2 protein-coding genes are annotated in these 1847 nt (G+C 71.0%); one reads left to right on the top strand and one right to left on the bottom strand.

The window, feature by feature from the left end; genetic code table 11:
- Positions 1-1311: DEDD exonuclease domain-containing protein (locus FXN61_RS49220; protein ID WP_167980606.1), on the bottom strand; the 1311-nt coding region annotated here is incomplete at its 3' end.
- 171 nt (positions 1312-1482) lie between these two features.
- Here FXN61_RS49220 and FXN61_RS49215 point away from each other — a divergent pair.
- On the top strand, positions 1483-1847 hold a 365-nt coding region (locus FXN61_RS49215), incomplete at its 3' end, for an NAD-dependent epimerase/dehydratase family protein (protein WP_312878595.1).

Here is a 1847-nt window from a genome sequence, read left to right as displayed (position 1 = left end):
CGGACGAGCCGCGAGGCGGTCGCGCCTCCTCGCCGCCTCCTCGAAGCGCTCGGCCGACGCCAGGCCGCCGAGCTGGTCGATGAGCGTGCGTAACGGGTCCGCGCTCCGGCCGACGACCAGATCGCGCACCGCGACGACCGCGGGGGAGTACTCGTCGACGGTCTGCCGGCCAGCGCACGGCGCCTGGCAGCGACCGAGCTCGGCCAGCGCGCAGGGGGACGCCCGCTGGTTCGTCGTCGGGATCTTGATCGTGCACGAGCGCAGCGGCACAGCGTCGAGCAGGGCGTTCGCCACCGACTCGGCCGCCTGCCGCGTGCGGAACGGGCCCAGCGCGCCGTCTCGTGGATTTCTGACCAGCGACAGCCGCGGGAACGGCTCGTCGGTCAGCACCAGCCACCACGCGTGGTGCGGGTTCTTCGACCGCCGGTTGTACGCGGGCCGGTGCGCGCGCAGCAGCCGCAGCTCACGCACCTCGGCCTCCAGCGGGTGGGCGCACTCCACGGCGTCGACGCGCACGGCGAGCGCCACCATCTCGCGCAGCCTGCGTCTGCCTTCGCTGGCGGTGAAGTACTGCCGCACCCGTCGCCGCAGGTCCGATGCCGTGCCGACGTAGAGCACCTCTTCCTTTGGGCCGCGGAAGAGGTAGACCCCCGGCTTGGACGGCAGGTGCGCGGCCAGCGAGCGCTTGCGGCGTTGTTCCGGCGTGACCTCCGGCAGGTACGCCAGCAACTCCTCCAGGGAGTGCACGCCGACATTGCCGACGCGTTCCAGCAACGCGTGCAGCACCTCGACCGTCGCACGCGCGTCGGCCAGCGCCCGGTGTGTCGGGCGGGTCGACGTGTGGAACAGGTCCGCGAGCGCCGACAGCCGGCACGATGGTGCTTCGTCGCGGCTCAGCACGCGCCGCGCCAGCTTCACCGTGCACACCACCGACGGCTTCGGCCACCGGTAGCCGTACCGCTCGCAGGCCGCCTTCATGAACCCGATGTCAAAGCCCGAGTTGTGCGCCACCAGCACCGCTCCGGCCGCGAACTCGAGGAACGCCGGCAGCACCGTCTGCAGCCTCGGCGCGCCCGTGACCATCAGCTGCGTGATCCCGGTCAGCTGCGCCACCTGCGGCGGGATGCCTCGCTCGGGATCGACGAGCGTCGCGAACTCGCCGAGCACCTGGCCGCCGCGCACCTTCACCGCGCCGATCTCGGTGACGGAGTCCTCCTCGGCGCTCCCGCCCGTCGTCTCCAGGTCGAAGACGACGAACGTGGTGTCGCGCAGGGGCGTCCCGAGCTCGTCGAAGGACAGTTGACCGGTCACGCGGCTGACGTTAGCGACGGGGTCTGACAATTTTCGGTGGTGATCAATCTCGGGACCCTGACCTGCGGTTGGTCCGTTGGGGTGATGCCCCGGTGATCTTTTCCAGATCGTTGTTCCGAAGGGCGGAGATGTCCGTGCGCTGCTCAAGCGCGGGGGCTCTAGCCTGTTGGGGTGCCCGACCCGATGCCCGAGCCCGAGTTCGACCAGCCTGCCGAGGAGGTAGGCGAGTCCACTGTGGACTGGTCGGCCCTGCCGGAGCCGTTGCGGGTGAGACTGGCGGAGCTGGGCGCCGACGCGTTGGGCGAGATGGCGAAGGTCGACGTGCCCCAGCACCTGCGCCCGGTGGCGAAGTTCGCCCCGACCAAACGCGCCCGGCTGGGCGGCGCGCAGGTCGTGGCTGGTCTGCGGAACTCCGCGAACTTCCGCACCGCCGTCGTGGAGTGGCTGCACGTGTCCGACCACTGCCGTGCGATTCAGCTGGTGCTCACGTCGGGACGGGCCGGCGAGATCTACAACGTCGGCGGCGGCAACGAGCG

Origin of the sequence: Lentzea indica (assembly GCF_012184385.1) — a bacterium.
Classification (GTDB): domain Bacteria; phylum Actinomycetota; class Actinomycetes; order Mycobacteriales; family Pseudonocardiaceae; genus Lentzea; species Lentzea indica.
Note: the sequence above shows the minus strand (reverse complement) of the source record. Positions and strands in the feature narration are given on the sequence as shown.